This window comes from Vibrio sp. 99-70-13A1, from assembly GCF_013114625.1.
GTDB lineage: Bacteria > Pseudomonadota > Gammaproteobacteria > Enterobacterales > Vibrionaceae > Vibrio.
In genome coordinates, this window is the sequence record NZ_VTXD01000002.1 from 75040 (window position 1) to 91238 (window position 16199).

Annotated in this window: 17 protein-coding genes and 1 pseudogene; 13 read left to right on the plus strand and 5 right to left on the minus strand. The window is 44.5% G+C overall.

The window, feature by feature from the left end; all coding sequences use genetic code 11:
- The first annotated feature begins 14 nt into the window (after window positions 1-14).
- Window positions 15-575 carry an XRE family transcriptional regulator gene (locus F0226_RS02085; RefSeq protein WP_171734068.1) on the plus strand — a complete coding sequence of 187 codons (561 nt, stop codon included), beginning with the start codon at window positions 15-17 and terminating at the stop codon, window positions 573-575.
- 226 nt (window positions 576-801) lie between these two features.
- On the opposite strand, the gene F0226_RS02090 is transcribed toward F0226_RS02085, so the two are convergent.
- Genes F0226_RS02090 through F0226_RS02100 form a run of 3 tightly spaced genes read right to left on the minus strand, consistent with a single transcriptional unit; the run spans window position 802 to window position 2694 of the window.
- On the minus strand, window positions 802-1464 hold the full coding sequence (locus F0226_RS02090; protein WP_171734069.1) for a VTT domain-containing protein: 663 nt from the start codon (window positions 1462-1464) through the stop codon (window positions 802-804).
- 9 nt (window positions 1465-1473) lie between these two features.
- Window positions 1474-1902 carry a DUF2141 domain-containing protein gene (locus F0226_RS02095; RefSeq protein ID WP_171734070.1) on the minus strand — a complete coding sequence of 143 codons (429 nt, stop codon included), beginning with the start codon at window positions 1900-1902 and terminating at the stop codon, window positions 1474-1476.
- Window positions 1903-1950: 48 nt separating this feature from the next.
- On the minus strand, window positions 1951-2694 hold the full coding sequence (locus tag F0226_RS02100; RefSeq protein ID WP_171734071.1) for an SDR family NAD(P)-dependent oxidoreductase: 744 nt from the start codon (window positions 2692-2694) through the stop codon (window positions 1951-1953).
- Window positions 2695-2781: 87 nt separating this feature from the next.
- Here F0226_RS02100 and F0226_RS02105 point away from each other — a divergent pair, with 87 nt between their 5' ends.
- The 10 genes and pseudogenes from F0226_RS02105 (at window position 2782) to F0226_RS02150 (ending at window position 11239) form a co-directional block, all read left to right on the plus strand.
- Window positions 2782-3351, plus strand: coding sequence for a Crp/Fnr family transcriptional regulator (locus F0226_RS02105; protein ID WP_171734072.1), 570 nt, complete (start codon window positions 2782-2784; stop codon window positions 3349-3351).
- 754 nt (window positions 3352-4105) lie between these two features.
- Window positions 4106-4237: pseudogene (locus F0226_RS22475) on the plus strand (helix-turn-helix domain-containing protein); the annotation flags it as partial.
- A gap of 639 nt (window positions 4238-4876) precedes the next feature.
- Window positions 4877-5191: a hypothetical protein gene (locus F0226_RS02115; RefSeq protein ID WP_171734074.1), complete on the plus strand. Its 315-nt coding sequence runs from the start codon at window positions 4877-4879 to the stop codon at window positions 5189-5191.
- 79 nt (window positions 5192-5270) lie between these two features.
- Window positions 5271-6266 carry a dihydroxyacetone kinase subunit DhaK gene (locus tag F0226_RS02120; protein ID WP_171734075.1) on the plus strand — a complete coding sequence of 332 codons (996 nt, stop codon included), beginning with the start codon at window positions 5271-5273 and terminating at the stop codon, window positions 6264-6266.
- Between the two features lie 197 nt (window positions 6267-6463).
- On the plus strand, window positions 6464-7114 hold the full coding sequence (locus tag F0226_RS02125) for a dihydroxyacetone kinase subunit L (protein ID WP_171734076.1): 651 nt from the start codon (window positions 6464-6466) through the stop codon (window positions 7112-7114).
- A 9-nt stretch (window positions 7115-7123) separates the two neighbouring features.
- Window positions 7124-8008, plus strand: a complete 885-nt coding sequence (gene lsrF, locus F0226_RS02130) for a 3-hydroxy-5-phosphonooxypentane-2,4-dione thiolase (RefSeq protein ID WP_171734077.1) — start codon at window positions 7124-7126, stop codon at window positions 8006-8008.
- A 10-nt stretch (window positions 8009-8018) separates the two neighbouring features.
- On the plus strand, window positions 8019-8564 hold the full coding sequence (locus F0226_RS02135; RefSeq protein ID WP_171734078.1) for a DUF1097 domain-containing protein: 546 nt from the start codon (window positions 8019-8021) through the stop codon (window positions 8562-8564).
- Window positions 8565-9293: 729 nt separating this feature from the next.
- Complete coding sequence (gene nrtS, locus F0226_RS02140) at window positions 9294-9533, plus strand: nitrate/nitrite transporter NrtS (protein ID WP_171734079.1); 240 nt, start codon at window positions 9294-9296, stop codon at window positions 9531-9533.
- A gap of 2 nt (window positions 9534-9535) precedes the next feature.
- Window positions 9536-10450 carry a methyl-accepting chemotaxis protein gene (locus F0226_RS02145; RefSeq protein WP_171734080.1) on the plus strand — a complete coding sequence of 305 codons (915 nt, stop codon included), beginning with the start codon at window positions 9536-9538 and terminating at the stop codon, window positions 10448-10450.
- 57 nt (window positions 10451-10507) lie between these two features.
- Window positions 10508-11239 (plus strand): EAL domain-containing protein, encoded by a 732-nt coding sequence (locus F0226_RS02150; protein ID WP_171734081.1) that lies wholly within the window; start codon window positions 10508-10510, stop codon window positions 11237-11239.
- Window positions 11240-11799: 560 nt separating this feature from the next.
- Here F0226_RS02150 and F0226_RS02155 read toward each other — a convergent pair.
- Together F0226_RS02155 and F0226_RS02160 are read right to left on the minus strand one after the other, a co-directional pair.
- Window positions 11800-12579, minus strand: a complete 780-nt coding sequence (locus tag F0226_RS02155; protein WP_171734082.1) for a helix-turn-helix domain-containing protein — start codon at window positions 12577-12579, stop codon at window positions 11800-11802.
- A gap of 20 nt (window positions 12580-12599) precedes the next feature.
- Window positions 12600-13133, minus strand: coding sequence for a YbhB/YbcL family Raf kinase inhibitor-like protein (locus F0226_RS02160; RefSeq protein WP_171734083.1), 534 nt, complete (start codon window positions 13131-13133; stop codon window positions 12600-12602).
- 553 nt (window positions 13134-13686) lie between these two features.
- Here F0226_RS02160 and F0226_RS02165 point away from each other — a divergent pair.
- Window positions 13687-15108: a DUF1254 domain-containing protein gene (locus F0226_RS02165; protein WP_171734084.1), complete on the plus strand. Its 1422-nt coding sequence runs from the start codon at window positions 13687-13689 to the stop codon at window positions 15106-15108.
- A gap of 128 nt (window positions 15109-15236) precedes the next feature.
- Entirely contained in the window at window positions 15237-16133 is an 897-nt protein-coding gene (locus F0226_RS02170; protein WP_171734085.1) for a 3-hydroxyacyl-CoA dehydrogenase, read from the plus strand.
- Window positions 16134-16199: the final 66 nt, after the last annotated feature.

Sequence of the window (16199 nt, forward strand, 5' to 3'; positions counted from 1 at the left end):
TTTATTGAGAATATATGCACACAGAAATAAAAGTTAGTGATAACTTAAAACGACTTCGTAAAGAAAAAGGCTGGAGTTTAGATAAAGCAGCAAAAGCTACTGGGGTGAGTAAAGCTATGCTGGGTCAAATTGAGCGGGGAGAATCAAGCCCGACGGTAGCAAAGCTATGGCAAATCGCATCGGGGTTTGAAGTATCATTTTCTAGCTTTATCACAGCGACTTCTAACGATGAGCTCACCAGCCTTTTTAGAGATGCAAACGAACTAAGACGTGAAGAATACAACGTTGGGTTCTTCGTCAGCTTGTTGTTCCCTTTTGAGCAGGCACTGGGATTTGAGATATTTGAACTAACCCTCGCACCCAATTATCAGCACGAGTCTGAACCGCACAACATGGGCGTGACCGAACACATCCTCTGTATTTCTGGCGAAATGTCAGTATTGTTTGAGGAGGAGTGGCACACATTACGCGCAGGGCAAGCCGTACGCTTCAATGCCAACCAAATTCATGGCTACAAAAACACCGGCGGAGAAAATGCGGTGTTCCACAATGTTATCCATTACCCTCAAAAGTAAGTAATAGAGCCAAGTTTTGATTCTGATTTTATACGCTCGCCCTCCTACTCTCATATAGAAAAAGCGAGCACTAGGCTCGCTTTCTAATAGTGCTCATTATCGTTTGAATTACACTAGATCTAGCGACTTTGGATCGCCAAATTTCAACTAAAATTCCCCTCTAACATAACCCAAACCAGCAGAAGCTGATGCCAAAATAGGCTCTTATAACGTCAAGTCATCAACATTAATTAACGGCTCTGGTTTTTAATTTCAATCTTCTAAATACAAACCAACCAATCCACAAGCTTGTTGTCAGCATGGCAGCTCCAATTAACGCAGGCTTAGGATCACTCAACGAGCTTATTGAGCCCGAATAAGCAGCGATTAAACAATAGGGTACCGTGCTCAAAAACCACGCAAACATAAATCGTGAGAAAGACATATTCGTCGCGCCGGCTAGGCAGGCGGTCACCTCAGGTAAAATAGGGATCGCTCGACTTAGGAGGATCATCCCTAATCCATTACTCTGAAATGCAGATTTAGCTTCATTGATCTTGTGCTCATCTTTAAGCAGTAACATCAACACCCTATCACCGTAACGTTTACCCAAGCCATAGCCAGCAACCCCTGCCAAGCTCATTCCAATAATCGCAGATAATGCCCCAAGACTGCTCCCCAAAAAGAAGCCAGACAAAATCGTGACCGTGAGTGTTGGCATGGCAATCACGATATCGGCAAGCAATAACGCCACCGTAAGCCCACCAACATAGATAGGTGATAAGCCTTGCGCATACGTTAGCCAAGTTTCGATTTGTTCAACGCTTAAGACACCCATTACTTTTAATAATACAAAGGTGAGTGCAAATAACGCCGCTAAGATCAACATAGTTTTAATCAAGTGTTTCATCACTCTCTCCTAGGGATAGTGCATTTCAATAGTCAGTCCGCCTTTAAGATCGGCAACATTGAACTTAGAACGCTTATAAGTCGGAGGACCCGTTAAAGATACCTTCTGTTCATTGGAGAAACCTAGCCCTTCAGCAGGGTAGATCCCCGTCCAGTTCTTCGTCACTTGACCATTTTCATCCTCATCGTGCAGCACCTTAATCGCGATCTCCTGCAGTGTTACATCAAAGCGAAATGTCATAGTGTCACCCTGTGCCTTTTGCGTTTGCTGTTGAATAGCCAGATCATGCCGCTTAGGAAAACCCACATCAGAAAAGATGAACACCACAATATTGCCACCTCGTCTGTGTTCGATTCCCGATACCGTTATTTCGCTCGCTACTGTGCTTATCGACGTGATCAACATTAATACTCCTGCACTGATTTGTTTCCAATTCATTACTACCTCCTTGCCGACTGTGTTCGACGGCATGAATAGGTCGACTTCTTACGCTGTTTTCATCAGCTTGGATGCCATGTTAGGGGACCATCGATTCAACCAGCGAAGCAGCCTGACTTTTCCTATATCATTATCTTGAATGCCTTTTTCCACACCATAAATCAGCTGGTCCACGGCTTCCTCAATCGTTATCTTGTTTGTTCCCCGCCCTTGCGTCATTTTTGTATCAACTAAAGGCATCAGCGCTTGCATCACATCAATATTCGAGTCCTCCAGTTGATAACGTAATGAGATAGAAAAAGAGTTAAGAGCCGCTTTGGTCGCACAATAAACCGCAGAGGATGTTTTTGGCGCGAGCGCAAGACCCGAATTGATATTGAGGATGATACTTTTGCTTGCGTCACTATTAACAGAGTTGCCTAGCGCTGGCAGCAACAAATAGCAAAGGCTACATATTGAAGTGAAATTCGTGGTGATTTCCGACTGAATCGTATCGTAATTAAAATCATCACTGTTAAACGCAGCAGAGAATTGCACCGCTGCATTATTGATGAGGACATCCACTTTGGGGAAATGCTTGAGTAGATCAGCAGCGACCCACTCCACTTCATTTGTATTGCTAAGATCCACTTTGTAGCCCTTAACGCCATAATCTTCTGACAGTCGAGCAAGTTTTGATTCGTCTCGACCAAGCACAATCATTTCATTGGTTTCACTTAATCGCTTGACGATTTCAAGGCCGATACCAGAGGTACCTCCGGTAATAATAATGACTTGGTTTATTAACTTCATTTGCTTCTCCCATTACGCGGTGTGCGTTAAGCTAGGAGTCAATTTAATGAATCAATCCGCATTGAGCGTTAACTTGGGTTAAAACGAATGGAATTTTCGAAGTTTATTGAAAGTGAAGGACAGCAAGTTTCTAAAGATGTAGGCGAGCATGTTTTCATGCAGGGTGACAGTGACGATTCTCTGTATTTAATCAAACAGGGAGTGGTGAAAGCGTACTATCTGACCTCTGATGGACAAGAGCGTGTAAAATCTTTTCTTACTGACCATGATGTGATTGGCAGTATGTCGGCCGCCTATCAAAAACAAAAAGCAACCTTCGGTCTCATATGTTTAGAACCAACGCAGTTACTTAAATTCAGCTTCGAACAGCTTTACCAGCAAAGTCAAAATAACCACCAGCTAGCACGAGAAGTTATCGATATTCTATTGGCATTTGCCATGAAGAAAGAAGCGCGGGAGCGTGAATTATTGTGCCTCAGTGCAGAGCAAAGATATCAACAGCTGTTAGATAAATCTCCAGATCTGATGGCGAAAGTGACGCAAAATGATATCGCGCGGTACTTGGGGGTGACGCCTGTTGGTCTAAGCCGCATTAAACACCGTTTGATAGATGCGAGTATATCTAAGCCAGATTCACCTAAATCGGTAATCCGATAACATTTGGAATATTCAGGAATTCACTAGATTAAACAATGCCCCCTAGCCTTAAAATAAAAAAGGTCTGACTCGATTTGAGTCAGACCTTCAATTGCATTTGCAGTGATTACAGAAGCTCTACCGACTGCTGAGCAATCACGAACTCTTCGTTGGTTAGCAAGCTATTAGTATTGCACCTACTAACGCGGATTTGGACAAAACCTTCTTAGAGTAATCACGTAAAATAGAAAAATGCGGATAACTTTTGGTATCGGAAAGCCGCTTAGTGAAATATCCAGTACTGCTGGTGCGGATCAGTTTCTGAACACCCTACAGATTGTGTAATTTTCAACTTTTGAGCATACGATAGCTTGTCGGAGTTTAAGACCCTGCTAGCATTCAATCTTCTAGGATGACTGATAGCCACAGTCTTTCCCAGTGCATGACCCACAAGCAGTACAATTGCTCTGAGTATTAGGGGACCACTAGAAACTCAAGCATCACGCTCGAGCAATTAAAGGTCCCAGCGATCACGCCGAGTTTTTTCTGTTTCTTGCAGGTAATGCATATTTCGGTGCAAATGCATCACTCATTCTGATTGATAAAGCGGCATCGCTACCGGTTAATCGCCAGCCATAACAATGATCACAAAACCAAAACTTAAGCCGCTAGGGCTCTCTAAATACCGTCTATATTTCTGCCGACTCACGGAATTTTGCCTATTTATCATGCACACTATATAAAGTGTCATTCATATTGCGTGGGAGTTGGACCAATGTATCATCAACTGACTGAAGCCAAGCGTATACAGCTGTGGGCGCTGCGTAAAAGTGGAAAGAGCCAATCCGCGATCGCCAAGCAACTTGGTATTCACCGCTCGACGGTGGGGCGCGAACTCAATAGAAATTCCGGCCCATACGGTTACGAGCCCCTCTTAGCGCAACAGATGGCCGCCTATAGAAATAAATTTCACAAGCAGATTGTAGAAAGGCAATACGAGGAACTGGTCTTTGAGCTGGTTGAGCTTGGATTAAGCAAACAAAACTGCAAGGAGTTTATCGTACACCATCATCCAGAATTAACTATTGAGCAGATCGATACACTCCTTGAGCAGCTCTATCACGATGCTTACAGCGATATGTAGTATTATAGGAAACTTTCAAGTGTTTAGGCTCTCCTCTATCTCCTTTTTATTTTCTTCCATTAGAACGCTTCAATAGAGCGGGTTATGTTCATTTTTGTGATGGAAATCGCGTGTTGCACTTGCCCCAATAACCCGGTTTTCTTTTTATCTCAGATTGTTGCACTTGCCCTATTTTTTAGACTTAAAAAGAGGAAATCCATTATTTCAGTGTTGCACTTGCTAAAAAGGGATAGGTTTATCTTCGTGTTGCACTTGCCTGTAACCCCTGCGTGGAATTACCTCAAGCTACTGAAATTAAAGAACAAAATAGAACCAGGCATTTTGAGAAAACGCACTTGCGAACCTCGAAACCACTGCATATATTAGTGTGGTCAACAGGGAAATACGCATAAGGAGCATCAAATGAGAAAGTTCAGCCATGTCGGCATCCCAACTCAGTCCCACCATCATGGTGAGATATTTAAAGAAGATATTGGCCTGTACGTTACCGACTTTAACGACAGCGAAAATCATATCGAATGGCTGCGCTTTTTAGAAGACAGTCCAATGCCGGATGAGTTAAAGACTACAGCGCATGTTGCCTATGAAGTAGACAACCTAGAAGAAGCGATGAAAGGGAAAACGGTGTTATTGGAGCCCTTTAATTCAACCGATTCATTGCGGATTGCATTCGTGATGGAAGACGAAGCCCCAGTAGAGCTTATGCAAATCGTATAGTAGATTTGCGATAGAACAGAAACCGCCAAGAGACTCAGATTTGTTCTACACCTCAAGAATTGTAAAAAGGATTTGGATTATGAAGAAGTTCATCAATAACGCTGAGAATATCACCATCGAGCTATTACAAGGCTACGCCATGACCTTCCCAAACAAGGTGAAAATAGTTTCCGAAAAGATCGTCGCCAGAATCACCCCAAAAGACCCCAATAAGGTGGCTATTGTTACCCTTGGCGGCGCGGGGCACGAACCCGCACTAAGTGGCTATGTCGGGGAAGGCATACTGGACTACTCGGTCGTAGGCGATATCTTTTCTGCCCCTGGCGCCCCCAAGGTTTTTGAGGCTCTAAAATTGGCTAACTGTCCTGCTGGCGTGCTACTGATCGTGCTTAATCATGAGGGCGATGTAATGTCAGCCAACATGGCTATGGAGATGGCGAAGCGTGAGGGGATCAACGTCAAGATGCTGCTCACCCACGAAGACATCAGCGCTGGTCTTGATGCTGAGGTTAAGGATCGCCGTGGCCTGGCGGGCTGTGTACCGGTGTACAAAATCGCGGGCGCTGCCGCTGAGGAAGGACTTTCCCTTGACGAGGTCTACCGCATTGGAGACAAGTTCAATCAAACCATGGCAACACTAGCCGTTGCGATGAGTAACGCAACCCACCCTCAATCGGGTATGGCGATCGGAGACTTAGCCAGTGACGAGATGGAGATTGGCATGGGACAGCATGGTGAGGGTGGCGGTGGTCGCATGAAGATCCAAACAGCAGATGACACCGCAAACATCATGCTAAATCACGTAGCTAAGGCGATCGATCTTCAACCCGGTGACGACCTGATGCTGATGATCAACGGCTCGGGTGCAACCACCCTGATGGAGATGTTCATTGTCGCGCGCGCTTGCCACCTGTTTGTGCAAGACAAAAACGCCGCGATCAGCCGCTCTAAGGTTGAAGAGGTGCTTACCGTTCAAGAGATGGCTGGATTCCAGATGTGCATCGGTAAGTTCGATAGCGAAACGCTAACCTATTGGGACAAGCCGTGTAACACCGCGTATTGGACTCAGCACTAGCGTTTTCACTCCTAGCCCTTTGATAGACCGCTTGTTTAATAGAGACCGTATCTACTCGACTCAACGACCAATACACTCACGCTAAACGCTATTGCACCTGTTTAGTAAAGTTAATCAAAGGGCTCTCCCCCCCAAAGCACACCATGGCGTCTGCAAAGACGACATAGGGACTCTTTGTGTCTAAAAAGGAGATCAAAATGACCGTACTTAATCAGCAAATGCTGTTGGATATGTTTGAAACCGCAGCCAAGAACATAATTGACCAGGTTCCGCACCTTAACGCCCTAGATGGCAAGACCGGCGATGGCGACCACGGCACAACCATGCTCCGTGTATGTCACTGCATCGAGCACGCCCTAGAGAACGATCCAAATAACGCGCCTCGCGAGCAGTGGGACAAACAGGTGAATGACCTTGGATGGGCCATTATGTCGCAAGATGGTGGTTCGGCTGGAATGCTGGTGGGCAACCTATTTATGGGGATCGGCGAGGGGCTCATAGCCGAAGAACTCTCCCCTTGCGAAGCCGCCAACGCTATCCAATCGGGTGTAGATAGAGTAATCCGCTTTAGCGGAGCTCATGCCGGTGAAAAAACCATGCTCGATGCGCTGATCCCCGTGGCTCAGACCATGCAGGTCGACGCGAACAGCGGTGTCGACCTAGAAGATATGTTTGAACATGCTGCGCTAGCCGCCAGACAAGGTGCAGAAGCTACCAAGGCTATGGTCCCCAAGCGAGGTCGTGCCAAAAATATGGGCGAGCGAGCCATAGGGCACATCGACCCTGGAGCCACTAGCATGGCCATCTTATTCGAATCATTTAACGAAGCACTGCATAAGGTGCATTAAGGAATCACAATGGCAGACAAAAATGGAAATCAACTCGCCAAAGACTATGGATTGGATACCCCACAACGAAGTTACAGCTTCCATGTAAAGGGCATGGATCACGTCGATTGGGGCATGAAAGACCGACTTAGTCGCATCTTTCGTCCCGACAGCGGCAAGACGGTAATGCTGGCCTTTGATCATGGCTACATCATGGGGGCCACTGCCGGTCTAGAGCGCCTAGACCTCGCCATAGAGCCTCTCGCTCCCCATGCTGATGCCTTAATGGCCACTCGCGGGGCACTGCGTAGCTGCATCCAACCCCATCACAATAAAGCGGTGATACTACGCTCTAGCGCCGGCAGCACCGTGCTGCAAGACGATATGAGTCATGAAGTGGTTGGCGTCGATATCGATGATGCGGTTCGTATTAACGCCTCTTGTCTTGCTATCCAGGTATTTGTGGGATCGCAAGGGGAATGCAGCAGCTTACACAATCTAGTGAAAACCATCGATGCGGGCGCTCGCTTTGGGATCCCTACACTTGGGGTAACCGCCGTGGGCAAAGAGATGGAACGCACCACTCGTTATTTTATGCTAGCCACAAGGGTCGTTGCAGAGCTAGGCGCACATATCGTGAAAACCTATTACTGCGATAACTTCGAGCAGGTGGTCGCCGCCTGCCCCGTCCCCATCGTAGTTGCTGGCGGCAAAAAAATACCTGAACTGGACGCGCTCACGCTGGCTTACAACGCCATTCAAGCGGGTGCATGTGGTGTCGATATGGGACGCAATGTGTTCCAGTCCGATTGTCCTATCGCTATGCTTAAGGCGATCAATGCCGTTGTCCATGACGCTATGATCCCAATGCATGCATTGGACCTCTACGAAACAGAAAAAAACGCACGACTCTAAGGAGCACCAAATGAAATTTTCACAGTTTATACTTATCCCTGTGATAGTCGCCTTCTTGGCGTTTACCATTCAGGTCCTAGATCAAGTAGTAGCCCCCTTGATGCCAGTGGCTGGCAATATCGGCTTTGGTTGGATCGCCTTTATTACCTGGGCGATGTATTTTATGGCTGGATGCAATGTGGAAGGGGGCAAAAAAACCTTCTTCGGATACGTTGCAGGGATCGTCGCATCGGTTGCTATCATGGAGCTGGGTGGCGTGTTTAGCAGCCTAGGCTTCTTTGCCGTGCCAATGTCGGTATTTGTAGTGGTGATCTTCTGTATCTGTCTAGAGCGCTTGCCACCTTTTGACTTTGTACCCGCACTGTTTGTTGGCGCTGGCATCTTCTTTGGTTTTATGTCCTACGTGGGCGGTGCAAGCTACGCCAACGACACTTTCGTCGAATTGGTCTACTGTGCAATCGGTTTAGCATACGGCTGGATGACGATTAGCCTGCGTACTCGTTACGAGCACTATGTAGAGCACGGTGCGGATCATGGGATGCATGCTAATCATTAGCGTTCACTCTTTCGGTCTACGACTAACCATTGACCAAGTATCTTGGTCAATGGTTATTATAAAAAACGAGTATTCCCAACATTAAAGGAGGGGCATTAACTAATACCGTTCTAAGCTCATCCTTCAAACACATTTGAAACCCTCCTTGAAAAAGGACAAATTTCGCTACTCGCAAGACAGTCCTACAAGCTACACACTATAGTCAGTTAAGCGAATTTTTAGGATTAAGGATAGGAACTAGTTGGTGATTAAACTGGCTCGTCAAACCTGCTGCAATACCATTAGCCTTTGTATTGCAACAGCCATTGTTGTCAGGAGTGTTAGTAAAACGGCCTAACTCTTTTCGGTGCAAAGGCGTGTTTGCTATAGTCGGTTCACATAACCTATGCCAAGTGAACTGACAGAGGAAATATGACAAACTTTATTGGAATCGATCAAACTATATTATCTTCCGGTAAGTGCTTTGTATTTTGGTAAGACCTCACCATCAGTCTGAATTCTCATTAATTAGTGTAATTGACATTTACTTACATCGAATTACGCAACAAAGCCTCAATGCGAAAGAACACTTCTAAGGCACATAGAACTTTTAGCGATTAAATATACTCAATTAACCTTACGTAAGTTGCAGTTGAACACCATCATTAATTTGAACAATCGTTCAATAAAATATATGATTCACCAAAGCAATATTAATCTAAACAATATTCACCCAAACAGAGGTTGCAGATGTCTTTAGCTCAGTTTATTAAAACCGCAGGCGAACCTACGATACTGAAACGCTCACTCAAGGTTTCTTTCATAGTTGGCACCATTCTTATGTTCATTAATCACGGTGACAAATTGCTCTCCAGCAACATTGACGCAACGCTGATCATTAAAATCTTAATGACTTACTGCGTACCCTTTTGTGTGTCTACCCAAGCCAGCGTTTCTGCAACTCTTCAATCCCGAAAGAAGGCCGTCTAATCATGATATTTTCGTTTAAAAAACCGTCATCGGATATTGTCGAAGTTCATACCAGCCATCTTGCAGAACTGAAGAAAATCTCTGAAAATTACTCTCTATTCAAACAGAATGATCCTACCGACTATGCGAAGAAAATTCACGTCAATGCGGCCAATGTTCATAAAGCGTCACGAAGTCGTGCTGAGTCGATTGAACAGAGCTATGAGTTAGTGAATCGCTTTATCGAGCAGTCAGAAAGTATTAACAAGCTGTCTTGTGAGAGTCATCAATACTCCAGTCAAACGGCAGAAACTGCGGCTAATACCATCGACAAGCTGGAGGCTTTGGAAGAGCAGGTATTGGTTTCTAAAGAAAAGATCTGCCAATTTAGTGAACTGCTCGAATCACTGGATGAGATTAACAAGAACGTCACCCAATTGGTGGATTCTATTAAAGGTATCGCTGCACAAACAAACCTGTTGGCGCTTAATGCCGCAATTGAAGCCGCTCGAGCTGGGGAGCACGGTCGCGGTTTTGCAGTAGTCGCAGACGAAGTCCGTCAACTTGCGAACACGGCGAATCAGTCCGCTGAGAGGATCGATACTGAAATGGCGTCGATTTCAAAGATATCAGACAGCATTTTCAACAAACAAAAAGAGGTTGAGGACGTCATTATTCTCAGCTCAGAAGTAACCAAAGACACCATGCATAACATGCAGAACTTGATGAACATGTCGCTTGATAGCAAAACATCGTCTAAAACCATTATGGACGCCATTGAAGCTCAACTGTCCGACTCCAACACGGTTAAGCAAAACATGGAAGCCCTAGTTGAAGACACCAAGCTATCAATAAGCCTCTCGGGCAACAACCATGAACTCGCGGAACGGATCGTCAACTCTTTATCTCATCTGCAACTGAATGATAAAACGGGCTAGCAAAGAAATGCTTAACTCCGCTCCGATAGCGTGTAAGCAAACAAGGAAAATTGCGACATGAACCAAAGCCAAACACCACTTGAAACAGGGACTGCTGTTTCACTGAGTGATATCTTAAGTGAGCGTTCACTATATTCATATGTTCAGTCTATTAGAGATCTTAAACGCCAGACCACTTATGGACATGAGGTTTTAGTTCGTGGTCCTTCAGACTCCTTATGGCATCGGCCCGATCAGTTGTTTATCGCTGCTCAATCGCAACAGCTCAGCAGGCAATTGGAAATTGTCATCCTCGAAGTTCATCTTGAAAATATTGCCGCCCATACATCTATAGGATGTTACACCGTTAATCTTGCTCCTAACCTGTTGTTAGATAAGACCGTATTTCAGATACTAAACCGCTACGCACTGGCTGGAAGAATTAAGATTGAGCTCACTGAACACTTACCGATACGAGACTGGCAACCAATAAAACAACGAATGGCTCAATTGAGAAAGAAAGGCTATCAGTTCTGGCTTGACGATGTTGGCTGCGGATTTTTTGATTTGGCGCTGATCGATGAAGTCAAACCTGAGGTAGTCAAACTTTGCATCAAAATCATCAGTAGGCTTACGTTTGATCCAACTCTAGTCGATGAAATAAAAGCGGTCGTCAAAGCGGTTCATGACTACGGTGGCGCTGTTTTAGCTGAAGGAATTGAGGAGCAGGTACAGCTCGATATGGCGGAGCAATTGAGCATCGATCTTGCACAAGGCTATCTTTTTGATAAGCCACAGCCACTTATTTGAGTCACAAAAACCCAGCCCTCAATAAAAAGCGTACAGTTGGATTTTGATGTTCTTATTGTTCTATTTATTGAGACTATAGATAAATATAGCTACATTTATCTAAAAAATGCAGACAAGTATACTTTGCTTCAAGTTGAACAAACCCACCCAACTTGAAGAGGTATATCAAATGTCAAAGCCACTCAACACTATCACTCGCGAATGCCTCGCTCTTTTGATTCTCACAGTAACGCTGCAACCACAGAGCACACTCATACAAGAGCAAGTATAATTGAGATTACCGTACAAGAGGGGCAAAACCTTCTTAGAGTTATCACGTAAAATAGAAAAATGCGGATAACTTTTAGTCTTGGAAAGTCGCTTAGTAAAATGTCCAGTTCTGCTGGTGCAGATCAGCATCGAAAGTTTGCATATTTGACCAACCACTTAAATTCAACGTTGTAAAATTACCACACTCCAATCAGTCCCTCGAGAGAGATATAGTGGGCATGTATGTAACAAACTTTTGGATATTTTCGAATTAGAAAGTAACGACTGTAACTGTCCAAAACAAGAATAAGTTAGGTCGATACAGTTTTAAGATAATTGGTTGGCGTTAGTCCATATTTGTCTTTAAAGCGCAGGTTAAATCGCCCCTCTGACTGATAACCGCACGACAACGCTAACTGAGAAACGTTGCTGTAGCCACTCTGTATCAGATATAAGGCATGGGCTAAGCGAACTTCCGTTAACACCTCGCGAAACTGGGTACCTTCACGCTTTAACTTACGAATCATAGTCGCACGGCTCATTGCAAATTGCTGCGCGACTTCGTCTAGAGCATGTTTATCACTAGGTGAACGAGCCAAATAGCGGCTCAACTGCTGTCGAAAGGTCATGTTAATACTTGGAAATAGTTGATGTAATACGCCTTTTTCAGCTAATTGCTGATACAAGCCAAGCACCCAAAAGCGCTGTGTCTCTTTGCTTATCGTTTGGGCGTCAAACGAAATGAGTGCATTCAGGGTATTTTGCAGGGCTTTATCAGAATAAAAGAAAGGCACAGCTTCTTCAGCGGCTCTCTTACTACTCAGTTCAAGCATCGCTTTTGTCGGAGAACAGTGAAAAGCAAATACACGCGAAAGGAATCGTCCTTTATGTGGTAGGTTCTCAAAACTCAAGGAGGCAGACGCCTCGCACAGTAAAAGCTCAGTATCGGAGAGATCTTTAACCGAATCTTGCCAAAATAAACGCTTACTCCCATCCATAATTTGAATAATACTCGGAGAATGGATTCGCACATTTCTGAGCTTCTGAAGTTGTTCGGCTCGAAACAGTGTCACTTGATACTGAGCGTTCATTACGCCTCCTAATTGGTCGCCTAACGTGTGTACGTTGCCGTTAGCGTTGCCTTATCGATGGCGATGCTGTTGAGTGTAAAACCAACCACTGCTGGCGAAGTATTCTCATCGAGACCCAAGGTAGCCTTTGGTAGCGCCCAAAGCGTAAATTGATAGCGGTGCATACCGTGTCCTTTCGGAGGGCAAACTCCACCAAATCCTTTGCTACCATAATCAATGCGAACCTCCTTGCCACCAAGCTTGCTGATATCGACGCTTTGTTCTAGCTCCGTCATTTTACTTGGAATATCAAACGCTACCCAATGCCAAAATCCACTACCTGTTGGTGCGTCTGGATCATAAACAGTTACAGCAAAACTCTTAGTGCCTTTCGGTACATCTTTCCACATCAATTGTGGTGATATATTGTCGCCATCACAGCCCCAACCCTGATACTCGAACTTCTTGGCCATTGGGTGACCTTCCTGAATATCTCGACTAACGAGCTCCATTGCTTGAGTTGAGCCAGCAGTAAAAATACCTAATGTTAATAGAGATATTGTTGTTGCTTTCATCGTTCGGTTCCTTTTATAAGTTCGGAACCAGTCTATCGCTATCAATATAGATAATTACCTCTGTAAGTATCATATAAAATCAAAATCAATCAACTATTGATACTTTAGGTGATTTTCTGCTGTTCTTAATGAGCGATAAGTAAAAAAGAAATTAGACTCAGACATGAAATACCTCCAATAATTGGGTGCAGTTCTCCGTTACTACGATCTACCTCCTCAGCACGCTTTTGGACATAAATGAGCTACAGTTTCCCCTAAATTAGCAATTCATAGATAACTAAAGGTATGGAAAGTCGCTTAACGTAGCGTCCAGTATTGATGGTACAGATCATCATCCGGGGGCTCCCAAATTTGAACACATAGATGCGTCATTTTTACACGATTTTTTAGGTGGTTAAAAAATTGAGACTGTTCTAAATACTACAGCCTAGGCGGGTGTTATTTGATTTTCGACTAACTCAAAGTCGATTCTTATTCTATTAATGTTCAGCCAAAATACATAAATTGATCCCGTACCAATTATTAATCATAAATAATTCCTCGGAGATGAACTATGTTAAAGAAGAATAAATTGGCTCTGGCCTTAACATTGACCCTTTCGTTAGGTGCTGCTTCATTAGCCTCTACCCCTGCAGTCGCCGGCACAAATGCGCCAGTTTTCTCAAGTGAAGTCACCCAAGACCAAGCACAGCAGATCATTTCAGAAGCTTATGTGTATGCATACCCTATCGTCCTTATGGATGTGACCCGCGAGCAACAAACTAACAAGGGTATTGCTGTGAACGGTGGCTTCAAACATTTCCGCGCTTTCCCTGATGCTTCATTCAAAGAAGTGGTTCGTCCAAACTTTGACACGCTTTATTCATCAGGTTGGTATGACGTATCTGAAGAACCGGTCATTATCTCTTCAGAAGATACCAATGGTCATTACTACCTTCTTCCAATGTACGACATGTGGACTGATATCTACGCATCACCAGGCTCTCGCACATCAGGAACTGGCGCTGGCGCATTTGCAATCGTTTCTGAAGATTGGGAAGGTGAACTTCCAGAAGGCGTAAAACGTATCGTTTCTCCCACCACAATGAACTGGATGATCGCACGTACAGAAAGTAGTGGTCGCGACTACGATAAAGTTGGCGAAATTCAAGATGGCTTCAAGATGACACCGCTTTCGAAGTGGGGCACAGATTACGTTGCACAAAAATCACCAATCGACCCTAGCATTGACATGAAGACGCCGCCATTACAGCAAGTTGCTGATATGGATGCTAAAACATTCTTCGAGCGTGCAAGCATGCTGATCACTAAGTATGGTTCTCACGCTACTGATATGTCTCAATTGATGCGCATGGAGCGAATTGGCTTTTCTGCTGACACGGGCTGGGACTTAAGTAACCTTTCAAAAGCTGAGCTTAAAGTACTTGAGCAGGGCGCAGCACAAGGTATGCAAAATATTAAGTCATTTATCCCCAAAATTGCAACGAGCAAAAATGGCTGGCTCATCCCAACAGATAACATGGGAGTTTACGGAAACCACTACATTCAACGTGCCTCAATTGCACTAATCGGTCTTGGTGCAAACCACCCTGAAGATGCGGTCTATCCGATTGCAATTTCTGATGTTGATGGCGATGTGATGGTCGGTGAGCAAGATTACGAGCTTCACTTTGAAGCAAATGAAATGCCCCCTGTTGGTGCTTTCTGGTCGGTGACCATGTACGACGAACTTGGTTTTGCAGTAGAGAACGAGATTGATCGTTATGCAATCGGCGACCGAAATGAGCTTACTTACAATGACGATGGTTCTCTAACACTGTACATGCAGTATAACCGTCCATCTGAAGACAAAGTATCTAATTGGCTTCCTTCACCAGAGAAAGGTGCAATTGGCGTAACAATGCGTCTATATGAGCCAGAGCAATCAATCCTAGTCAGCGAGTGGATTCCACCTGCAATTGAAAAAGCTAAGTAAACGCTAGCAATAAGCGATTCGATTTTTAGTTTATAAGCCGATAAATATTCATCGGCTTATTTTGTTTTTTATATATGAGTTAACTCATCATATTCAAAGTATATGGGTGAGTCACTGGAGATAATATTATGAACATTAACAATGTAACGATTGCGGGAGCTGGACTTCTTGGTTCTCAGGTTGCTTGGCAAGTCGCATTTAGCGGCTTTGAAGTCACTGTATATGACTACTTTGAAAAAGGGCTTACTTCGAGTAAAGCACTTCACAAAGAGTACGCCGAATTATTTGTTTCAACGCGCGGCGCTTCTCAAGAACAAGTTGATGAAGCACTTGCTCGACTAAAATATACGTCTGATCTATCAGAGGCGGTAAAAGATGCAGATTTAATTAACGAATCCATTCCAGAGTCTGTTGAGATTAAGCAGTCATTTTATAAAGAGCTGTCTAAACTTGCTCCTCAGAAAACCATTTTCACTTCGAACTCCTCAACCTTGGTTCCAAGCCAGATTGTCGATAGCACTGACCGTCCAGAAAAATTCCTCGCATTACACTTCGGTAATACGGTTTGGGACAGCCGTATCGGTGAAGTGATGGGGCACCCAACAACATGCCCTGAGGTATACAAAGTTATCTGTCAATTCAGCAAAGCAATGGGCATGGTGACGATCCCTCTGCATAAAGAGCAGAGCGGCTACATCATCAATGCCATCATGATTCCGTGGCTCAATGCTTCACTTGACTTAGTCGTGAACGGAGTAGCGGACTTTGAGAGCGTTGATAAAACCTGGATGCTGGCTCACAACGTTGAAAGAGGCCCGTTCGCGGTGATGGATATTGTGGGTATCTCCCTTGTTGCTGACATAAACAAATTATGGGGTGAAGAACTTGATGATGCTGCCGCATTAGCTCGTGCTAACTTCCTAGATAAACACTACGTCAGCCAAAATAAGTTAGGGGAAAAAGGCCAAGAGGGTTTTTATTCATACCCTAATCCTGCTTATAGAGACGCGAATTTTATTCGATAAACATTAGGGGTATACGTCAGAACTGACGTATACCCCTAAATTTAGCCTAGCTTAATTATAAGCAGA

Bases quoted from the DNA above. Each gene is read 5' to 3' on its own strand.
- F0226_RS02085 (WP_171734068.1), top strand. From the start codon at position 15: ATGCACACAGAAATAAAAGTTAGTGATAACTTAAAACGACTTCGTAAA.
- F0226_RS02090 (WP_171734069.1), bottom strand. From the start codon at position 1,464: ATGAAACACTTGATTAAAACTATGTTGATCTTAGCGGCGTTATTTGCA.
- F0226_RS02095 (WP_171734070.1), bottom strand. From the start codon at position 1,902: ATGAATTGGAAACAAATCAGTGCAGGAGTATTAATGTTGATCACGTCG.
- F0226_RS02100 (WP_171734071.1), bottom strand. From the start codon at position 2,694: ATGAAGTTAATAAACCAAGTCATTATTATTACCGGAGGTACCTCTGGT.
- F0226_RS02105 (WP_171734072.1), top strand. From the start codon at position 2,782: ATGGAATTTTCGAAGTTTATTGAAAGTGAAGGACAGCAAGTTTCTAAA.
- F0226_RS02115 (WP_171734074.1), top strand. From the start codon at position 4,877: ATGAGAAAGTTCAGCCATGTCGGCATCCCAACTCAGTCCCACCATCAT.
- F0226_RS02120 (WP_171734075.1), top strand. From the start codon at position 5,271: ATGAAGAAGTTCATCAATAACGCTGAGAATATCACCATCGAGCTATTA.
- F0226_RS02125 (WP_171734076.1), top strand. From the start codon at position 6,464: ATGACCGTACTTAATCAGCAAATGCTGTTGGATATGTTTGAAACCGCA.
- lsrF (WP_171734077.1), top strand. From the start codon at position 7,124: ATGGCAGACAAAAATGGAAATCAACTCGCCAAAGACTATGGATTGGAT.
- F0226_RS02135 (WP_171734078.1), top strand. From the start codon at position 8,019: ATGAAATTTTCACAGTTTATACTTATCCCTGTGATAGTCGCCTTCTTG.
- nrtS (WP_171734079.1), top strand. From the start codon at position 9,294: ATGTCTTTAGCTCAGTTTATTAAAACCGCAGGCGAACCTACGATACTG.
- F0226_RS02145 (WP_171734080.1), top strand. From the start codon at position 9,536: ATGATATTTTCGTTTAAAAAACCGTCATCGGATATTGTCGAAGTTCAT.
- F0226_RS02150 (WP_171734081.1), top strand. From the start codon at position 10,508: ATGAACCAAAGCCAAACACCACTTGAAACAGGGACTGCTGTTTCACTG.
- F0226_RS02155 (WP_171734082.1), bottom strand. From the start codon at position 12,579: ATGAACGCTCAGTATCAAGTGACACTGTTTCGAGCCGAACAACTTCAG.
- F0226_RS02160 (WP_171734083.1), bottom strand. From the start codon at position 13,133: ATGAAAGCAACAACAATATCTCTATTAACATTAGGTATTTTTACTGCT.
- F0226_RS02165 (WP_171734084.1), top strand. From the start codon at position 13,687: ATGTTAAAGAAGAATAAATTGGCTCTGGCCTTAACATTGACCCTTTCG.
- F0226_RS02170 (WP_171734085.1), top strand. From the start codon at position 15,237: ATGAACATTAACAATGTAACGATTGCGGGAGCTGGACTTCTTGGTTCT.